We start from the raw sequence: 6,974 nt of genomic DNA, 5'->3' as shown, positions 1-6,974 counted from the left end.
ACATGGTCCGACGGCCGCTCCCACCCGCGCGCTTCCTTCAGCACCTCGATCGACGACAGCTTCGGCGCGATGTTCGCGGACGACCACACATGGTCAAGCCGGCGGCCGCGGTTGGAGGCTTCCCAGTCCTTGGCGCGGTAGCTCCACCAGGTGTAGATCTTCTCCGGCTCCGGGATCGCCTGGCGCATCAGATCGACCCAGTTGCCCGCCCGGCGCATCGCCTCGAAGCTTTCCGTCTCGATCGGCGTGTGGCTGACGACATTCAGGAGCTGGCGGTGCGACCAGACATCGGCCTCCAGCGGCGCGATGTTCAGATCGCCGACCAGGATCGACGCCGCCGTTTCGCCGTTCGTCGCCGGCACGCCGTGCATCTCGGACACGAAGTCGAGCTTGTGGCGGAATTTCGGGTTGATCGCCGGGTCCGGTTCGTCGCCGCCGGCGGGCACGTAGAAATTATGGACGAGGATCTTGTGGCCGCCCGCCTCGACATTGGCGGCGAGGTGCCGGCAGTCGCCCATGGTGCAGAAATCGCGCTTCTCGACGATTTCGAGGGGGCGCAGCGAGATGGTGGCGACGCCGTGATAGCCCTTCTGGCCGCTGATCTCGATGTGCTCGTAGCCCAGCGCGCGCAGCGCCTTCAGCGGGAACAGATCGTCCGGGCACTTCGTCTCCTGCAGGCACAGCACGTCCGGCCGATACTGCGTCACGAACTGCTCGACCAGCGGCATGCGCAGGCGAACGGAATTGATGTTCCAGGTGGCGATGGAAAACGGCATGGAGAAGCTGCGCCCGAAATGAGAAATGCGGCCGGACCCTGCCAGCCGCATCCTTCGAACTCAAGCATCAGCCACGAGAACCGGCCGTTTCGGCGGCTCGTCCACAGGTCAGCGCCGATGATCAGCGGTTGGGCGAGACCATCTCGTTGATGCGGTCGTAATTGATCGCGAAGACCGAACGGTCGAAGGTGACGCCCGACTGGACGTTGTAGATCATCACCGTCGTGTCCTTGCCCTGCGCGTCGCGGATCGTCCACTGCTTCAGTTCGTAGTTCTGCGGGTCGAACATCATGGTGATGGTCGAATTGCCGAAGACCGAACGGTCGGCGAGCGTGATCGTGGTGGCGTCGGCTTCCTGGCGCACGTCCTGCACCTTGTTGCCGGACAGGTCGATGCGCTCGTCGAGGAGCAGCTTCAGCGGCGTCGAGGACAGCGAATAGAGGTCCGCCGTGTTCATCCGCGCATTTTCGAGCACGACCGACGTGCCGTCCGCCGTGACCTTGAAAGTCGACGGGTTCTCGTAGTTGAAGCGCACCTTGCCGGGCCGCTCGATGAAGAACTTGCCGCCGGTCTGCTCGCCGCTCGGGCCGAACTGCACGAAATCGCCCATCATGGTCTTCACGGACGAGAAATGGTCGGCGATCTGCTGCGCCTCGGCCGGCTGCGCCATGGCCTTGCCTGCCGGCAGGATGCCGGAGGCGGCGAGAAGCGCCGCGCCCATGCCAAGCGCAAGAACGCCGCGGCGGGTCTTCGAACTGGATTTTGCCATTCTTGAAACTCGCGAAATCATCTGTGTTGCCCTCAACTGAGGCGGATAACGCGCCAGTGGGGCTTTAGTTTGGCCGGAAGCGCGGCAAATTTGTCGCGCCCCTCCCCTGCTAGTACGTCTCTTCCTCGGTCGGCACGAGAATCTCGCGCTTGCCGGCATGGTTGGCCGGGCCGACGATGCCTTCCTGCTCCATCTTCTCGATGATCGAGGCGGCGCGGTTGTAGCCGATGCCGAGACGGCGCTGGATGTAGGAGGTCGACGCCTTGCCGTCGCGCAGCACGACCGAGACCGCCTGGTCGTAGGGATCGTCGGAATCGTCGAGATTGCTGTTGCCGTTGCCGCCGCCGGATTTGCCCGACGCGCCGCCGCCCTCGTCCTCCTCGTCGTCCTCGGTGATCGAATCGAGATATTCCGGCACGCCCTGAAGCTTCAGATGCGCGACGACCTTCTCGACCTCGTCATCGGCCACGAACGGCCCATGGACGCGCTGGATGCGCCCGCCGCCGGCCATGTAGAGCATGTCGCCCATGCCCAGAAGCTGCTCGGCGCCCTGCTCGCCCAGAATGGTGCGGCTGTCGATCTTCGAGGTCACCTGGAAGGACATGCGGGTGGGGAAGTTGGCCTTGATCGTGCCGGTGATGACGTCGACCGACGGGCGCTGCGTCGCCATGATGACGTGGATGCCGGCCGCGCGCGCCATCTGCGCGAGGCGCTGCACCGCGCCTTCGATGTCCTTGCCGGCGACCATCATCAGGTCGGCCATCTCGTCGATGATGACGACGATATAGGGCATGCGCTCCATTTCGAGCGTCTCGGTCTCGTAGATCGCCTCTCCCGTCTCGCGGTCGAAGCCGGTCTGCACCGTGCGGCTGATCTGTTCGCCCTTCTTCTCGGCGGTCGCGACGCGCTGGTTGTAGCCGTCGATGTTGCGCACGCCGACCTTCGACATCTTGCGATAGCGGTCCTCCATCTCGCGCACGGTCCATTTGAGCGCGACGACGGCCTTCTTGGGGTCGGTGACGACGGGGGTCAGCAAATGCGGGATGCCGTCATAGACGGACAGTTCCAGCATCTTCGGGTCGATCATGATCAGGCGGCACTCGTCCGGCGTCATGCGGTAGAGCAGCGACAGGATCATCGTGTTGATGGCGACCGACTTGCCCGAGCCGGTGGTGCCGGCGACGAGAACGTGCGGCATCTTGGCGATGTCGACGATCACCGCCTCGCCATTGATCGACTTGCCGAGCGCCAGCGCCAGCTTCGCCTTGGTCTGGTCGAAATCCTGGCTGGCGAGGATTTCGCGCAGGTACACCGTCTCGCGCTTGGCGTTGGGCAGTTCGATGCCGATGGCGTTGCGGCCCGGCACGACGGCGACACGCGCGGCGATCGCGCTCATCGAGCGGGCGATGTCGTCGGCAAGGCCGATGACGCGTGAGGACTTGATCCCGGGCGCCGGCTCCAGTTCATAAAGCGTGACGACCGGGCCGGGGCGAACCTGGATGATCTCGCCCTTGACGCCGAAATCCTCCAGCACGCCTTCGAGGATGCGGGCGTTCTGCTCCAGCGCATCCTTGGAAAGCGAGGCGTCGCGCGCCATCGCCTTCGGCTCGGAGAGGAATTCGAGGTCCGGCATCTCGAAACCGTCGGAAACGGGCGAACGCGCGTTCGAAGCGCTCGGCGCCGGGCGCGGCGCGGCCTGCTCGACGCGGGCGGAGGACGGTGCCGCCGCTGCCGCACGCGGAGCCGCCTGCGCGCGCCGCGCGGCGATCTCCTGCGGTGTCGGTACGGGCGTATTGGGGTCGAGATCGTCCTCGTCGAGGCCGATATCGTCGATATCGAAGGGCGGCTCGATCGAGGGGGCTGCCGCGCGCGGCGCGAGCTCGAAGCCGGGCTCGACACGGCCCACCGGGCGAACGGGGCGTTTTTCGATCTCGTCCAACGCGTCGAGCGTGTCGTCGCGATGGCGGGTGCGGGCGGCCAGGGCCCCACCGCCGTGACGGCGGAAGAAAGCCTGCGCCGAAAGCCACATGTGAGCGACCGCGCCGAGGGCCAGGAACCGGCCTTCGGTGCCCTCGTCGTCATAATCCTCGTCGTCGTCCTCGTCCGCGTCGACCTCTTCCTCGACCGGCTTGCGGGCGAGCTTCTTGCGTTCGACCGGCTTGGACGTCAGCGCATTGCAGGCGACGTAGAGCAGCGCGCCGGCAGGAATGAAGAGCAGCGCAGCCGTGACGAAGCCGGCAAGGCCGCTCGGATAGGCGCCGATGAACTTGCCCGGCAGCGCCAGCACGATGTCGCCGAAGACGCCGCCGAGGCCGGACGGCAGCGGCCAGGTGGGCGGCGCTTCCATGCAGCCGATGATGCCCGCGCCGAGCGCGGCCGCGCCGAACCACGCGAAAGCGCGCTTGCCAGGCTGCAGGATGCCGCGCCCGAGCACCAGCCCGATCGCCCAGACGATCGCCGGCACCAGCGCGACGACCGAGCCGAGCCCGAAGAACTGCATCAGGAGATCGGAAACGACGGCGCCCGGATAGCCGGCGGCGTTGGTGACGGGATTGTCGGTCGCGTGGCTGAAGCTCGGATCGGCGACGTTCCAGGTGGCGAGACTTGCGACGATCGCGGCGACGCCAACGAGAATCGCGGTGCCCGTCAGCTTGCGCATCTGCCTGCGCAGGAAGCCGGTGAAACCGCTATCGCCCTCGTTCAAGGTGAGTGCGTGTGACTGCGAACGCATGGCTGACCCCGTATGCCCGTCGCGCCGCGTGATCGGCGCCAGATTCGCACCGACGCTAACGACAGGGGGTTAAGGCTGCATTAACCATGGGCAGAGGGCATCCGGGAAGTACGACGCCGCATCAAGGAAAGTGTATTCGGGATCTGCCGCACACTACTGGGATAGAAGCTGCTTACGTCCCTATGCCGCTTTCCATCGCGCCAAATCAAAAAGCTTCAGAACAGGATCTCGAAAGGGCTCCCAGACGTTTACCAGAAAGGGTCTCAAAGTACCCGAGACAAGATAACCGATAAGGAGAAATGGTGCAGCAAGGCCCAGCCAAATCAATATCCAAAGCATGGCAATTGGATTGCTCCAAGTTTCAAGCGTCGCCGATAATTCATAAATTTCCTGACGACGGATATCGTTCCAATAACGCCCCTTCATCGGGTCAATGCCTTCGGAAATCTCCACACCCTTTCGATGAAGCAAATCTGTATCGCGCTTAATTTCATCAATACGATTTTCATACCCTATGCTCGGTCTCCAGCCCTCGGCGATTCCTGCGGCGATGGCGGCAAAAATGGCAAATGGAGCAAATGGCGAAACAAGCAGGAGATGATATCCGCGCGAACGATCTATTTCCGTTCGCATCCACGCTTTGTCGGCGGGGGTCAACCTCCCCTCCGCTTGAATCTCATGCATCAGCACAAGCATTCTGCGCCTGACAGGACGGAGCCGAATCGCGGTCAACAACGTCAAGAATGCACACGTCAGCAAGCCCACAAGGACCCAAACCGCCGGCTCATTTAGCAACTCATTCATCGGCATCGCCTAGATGTTGTCTCCGAAATTCGTCCATTCGCCGCCGATCAGCGCTTGCAATCTCACTTATAAGATAGCAGCAAAAGTGAACGAAGAGAACGACCGACACGGCTGTACGATTGTCTCTCAGATAATCTTCGACCACCGAACCCATACCGTAAAGCGAGAGTAGCGTGAGTGGAAGTCCAGCTTGCGCCACAAGGGCGGGGATATACGTTCGTAAGAGCCAGCGGCCCAACCAAGCGCTCACGTTGCTGTCCGCCACATCTAGGCCCCGTCCCCATCGCTTTCAATTAAAGCGCTGTCGAGTGCTATCATCGTTCAAACGATTCTGAGAAGTGCTCTCTTGGTTTGCAAGACCAGCAACCGCACTGCACGCAGCAGGCGCGCACTGAGCTCTCGGAATTTGCCCGCCGAGCCGTCCAGAAAAAGGGGCCCGGCGAACCGGGCCCCAAGGTTGCAATGCCGGAGGTCCGGACATTGCGACGGGATGGATGACGATCAGCGGATCGTCGCGCCGGGAAACTCCGGATAGGCTTCCACGCCGACCTCGGCCTTGTCCAGGCCGAGATATTCGGCTTCCTCGGTCGGGCGCAGGCCGATGACGGCCTTGAGGACCAGCCAGACGACCGCGCTGGTGACGATCACGAAGATCGCGACGACCACGATGCCGTAGAGCTGAGTGACGAGGCTCGCCTCGGCATTGGTGAAGACGACCGCGATCGTGCCCCAGATGCCGGCCAGGAGATGGACCGGGATCGCACCAACGACGTCATCGATGCGGAACTTGTCGAGGAGCGGGACCGAGAAGACGACGATCGCGCCGCCGACCGCGCCGATCAGCGAAGCGGTGCCGAGGCCCGGCGTCAGCGGCTCGGCCGTGATCGAGACCAAGCCGGCGAGCGCGCCGTTGATAACGAATGTCAGGTCGACCTTCTTGTAGAGGAGCTGAGTCAAGATGGCCGCTGCCAGCGCGCCGCCGATGGCGCCCGCATTGGTGTTGGCCATGACGCGGCCGACATCGGCGATGTCGCCGATCGTGCCCATGGCGAGCTGCGATGCGCCGTTGAAGCCGTACCAGCCCATCCACAGGATGAACATGCCGAGGACGCCCAGCGGCATGTTCGAGCCCGGCAGCACGTTGACCGAGCCGTCGGCATTGTACTTGCCCTTGCGCGCACCGATGACGATCGCGCCGACCAGCGCCGCCCAGCCTCCGACCGAATGTACGACTGTCGAGCCGGCGAAGTCGAGAAAGCCCGCCTCATCGAGGAAGCCGCCGCCCCACTTCCAGGAGGCCTGGATCGGGTAGATCAGCGCGGTCAGGAACAAGGTGAAGGCCAGGAACGGCCACAGGCGCACGCGCTCGGCGACCGTGCCCGAGACGATCGAGGCGGCGGTGGCGCAGAACATGACCTGGAAGAAGAAGTCGGCGCTGACCGTGGCATAGGTCAGGTCGACGCCGTCCGCGCCGACGGCTACGGGCTCGAGCGCCGCGACGCCGAAGGCGCCGATCACGCCGGCGATCGTCCAGCCATCGCCCGGATACATGATCTGGTAGCCGATCAGGTAGTAGGCGAAGCAGGCGAGCGAATACATCGTGATGTTCTTCAGAAGCTGCATCGACACGTTCTTGGTGCGAACGAAGCCGGCCTCAAGCATGGCGAAGCCCGCCGCCATCCAGAAGACGAGGATGCCGCCGATGAGCATCAGAAGCGAGTTGAGGATGAACTGGGTGTGCTGGGCAGCCTCGCCCGCCACGGCTTCGGCCGCCTCGGGGGCCGCTTCCTGCGCGCCGGCCGGCAGCATCGTCAGTCCGATGAGCGCGAGCGCTCCGACCATTGGCCGCGCGAGGGCCAGGTAATTGCGACTATTCATGATTTTCTCCTGAGAA

General features: G+C 63.8%; 5 protein-coding genes. All 5 read right to left on the bottom strand.

Annotated elements, in window-relative coordinates; genetic code table 11:
• The coding region (locus ALII_RS0108960) for an exodeoxyribonuclease III (RefSeq protein WP_024586981.1) at positions 1 to 776 on the bottom strand (776 nt) is incomplete at its 3' end.
• A gap of 121 nt (positions 777 to 897) precedes the next feature.
• Complete coding sequence (locus ALII_RS0108955) at positions 898 to 1,545, bottom strand: outer membrane lipoprotein carrier protein LolA (protein ID WP_024586980.1); 648 nt, start codon at positions 1,543 to 1,545, stop codon at positions 898 to 900.
• A 109-nt stretch (positions 1,546 to 1,654) separates the two neighbouring features.
• Positions 1,655 to 4,276, bottom strand: coding sequence for a DNA translocase FtsK (locus ALII_RS0108950; RefSeq protein WP_024586979.1), 2,622 nt, complete (start codon positions 4,274 to 4,276; stop codon positions 1,655 to 1,657).
• A gap of 180 nt (positions 4,277 to 4,456) precedes the next feature.
• A complete protein-coding gene (locus tag ALII_RS0108945) occupies positions 4,457 to 5,080 on the bottom strand; it encodes a hypothetical protein (RefSeq protein WP_161632254.1) in 624 nt (207 codons plus the stop codon).
• A gap of 501 nt (positions 5,081 to 5,581) precedes the next feature.
• Positions 5,582 to 6,958: an ammonium transporter gene (locus ALII_RS0108940; protein WP_081718941.1), complete on the bottom strand. Its 1,377-nt coding sequence runs from the start codon at positions 6,956 to 6,958 to the stop codon at positions 5,582 to 5,584.
• Positions 6,959 to 6,974 lie beyond the last annotated feature (16 nt).

The sequence above is a fragment of the Aliihoeflea sp. 2WW genome (assembly GCF_000497755.1).
In the GTDB taxonomy this organism is placed as follows: Bacteria; Pseudomonadota; Alphaproteobacteria; order Rhizobiales; family Rhizobiaceae; genus Aliihoeflea.
This window is presented reverse-complemented; position numbering and strand designations above follow the sequence as displayed.

Coding starts and splice junctions, on each gene's coding strand:
- ALII_RS0108955 (WP_024586980.1), bottom strand. CDS start 1,545: ATGGCAAAATCCAGTTCGAAGACCCGCCGCGGCGTTCTTGCGCTTGGC.
- ALII_RS0108950 (WP_024586979.1), bottom strand. CDS start 4,276: ATGCGTTCGCAGTCACACGCACTCACCTTGAACGAGGGCGATAGCGGT.
- ALII_RS0108945 (WP_161632254.1), bottom strand. CDS start 5,080: ATGAATGAGTTGCTAAATGAGCCGGCGGTTTGGGTCCTTGTGGGCTTG.
- ALII_RS0108940 (WP_081718941.1), bottom strand. CDS start 6,958: ATGAATAGTCGCAATTACCTGGCCCTCGCGCGGCCAATGGTCGGAGCG.